The sequence below is a fragment of the Micrococcus sp. HMSC31B01 genome (genome assembly GCF_001816085.1).
GTDB classification, from domain to species: Bacteria; Actinomycetota; Actinomycetes; order Actinomycetales; family Micrococcaceae; genus Micrococcus; species Micrococcus luteus.
In genome coordinates this window covers 1-1,055 of record NZ_KV825046.1, presented here as the reverse complement: position 1 = coordinate 1,055, position 1,055 = coordinate 1, and the positions used below count along the sequence as shown (strand labels likewise).

General features: G+C 71.4%; 2 protein-coding genes. One reads left to right on the top strand and one right to left on the bottom strand.

Annotation, left to right across the window (positions count from 1 at the left end; all coding sequences use genetic code 11):
* Nucleotides 1–36 precede the first annotated feature (36 nt).
* Entirely contained in the window at nucleotides 37–450 is a 414-nt protein-coding gene (locus HMPREF3105_RS04370; RefSeq protein WP_036316745.1) for a DUF4259 domain-containing protein, read from the top strand.
* A 51-nt stretch (nucleotides 451–501) separates the two neighbouring features.
* On the opposite strand, the gene HMPREF3105_RS04365 is transcribed toward HMPREF3105_RS04370, so the two are convergent.
* Nucleotides 502–1,055: HAD-IC family P-type ATPase (locus HMPREF3105_RS04365; RefSeq protein ID WP_141762427.1), on the bottom strand; the 554-nt coding region annotated here is incomplete at its 5' end.

Below are 1,055 nucleotides of genomic sequence, written 5' to 3'. Positions count from 1 at the left end.
AACAACGTCATGCCCTCCTACACCTAGGGTCAGGTCATGGGCGCATGGGGCAGAAACGTCTTCCAGAACGACACCGCGCTGGACATCGTGGACGAGGTCCTCGACGGCACCTTCGACCTGGACGAGTTCCGCAAGAACTTCCGTCGCGACGAGGACGAGGGCCACCTGACCGCGAGCCAGGGCGCCGCACTCCTCACCCTCGGGGCGCTCGTGCGGATCGCCCGGAACGAGGACCACGCGGACCTCGAGGCCCTGCTCGAGCACGCGGAGACGGACGAGGTGGACCTCACCGCCTTCATCGACCAGTTCTCGGACGAGGACGTCGAGACCCTGCGCGAGCTGATCGGCGTGGTCATCCGCGAGCCCTCCTGCTCCGAGCTCTACCAGCTCTGGGAGGAGTCCGGGGAGCTCGAGCAGTGGCTCGAGTACTCCCGCGAATGCCTGCCCTGACCGGCCGGCCGGGCCGGGGTGGACCCGGCCCGCGCTCGGCCCCGCCCCGGCTCAGCGCGCGTAGCGGGTGAGCCGCAGCGAGTTCAGCACCACGAGCACGCTCGAGGCCGCCATCGCGCCGCCGGCGATCATCGGGTTGAGCAGGCCCAGGGCCGCGACCGGGATGCCGAGCACGTTGTAGAGGAACGCCCAGAACAGGTTCATCCGGATGATCCCCAGGGTGCGGCGGCTCAGGTCGAGCGCCTGGACCACCTGGTGCAGGTCGTCGCCCATCACGGTGATCTGCGCGGCCTCGCGGGCCACGTCCGTCCCCGAGCCCATGGCGATGCCCATGTCCGCCGCGGCGAGCGCCGGGGCGTCGTTGACGCCGTCGCCCACCATGGCCACCACGGCGCCCTCGGACTGCAGGCGCGTCACCACGTCCACCTTGTCCTCGGGGCGCACGCCGGCCACCACGTCCTCGGCCGGGATCCCGACGGCGGCCGCCACCTGGGTGGCGACGGCGGCGTTGTCCCCGGTCACCAGCAGCGGGCGCAGGCCGAGCTCCTTGAGCCGGGCGATGGCGTCCGCCGAGGTCTCCTTCACGGTGTCCCGCACGGACAGGA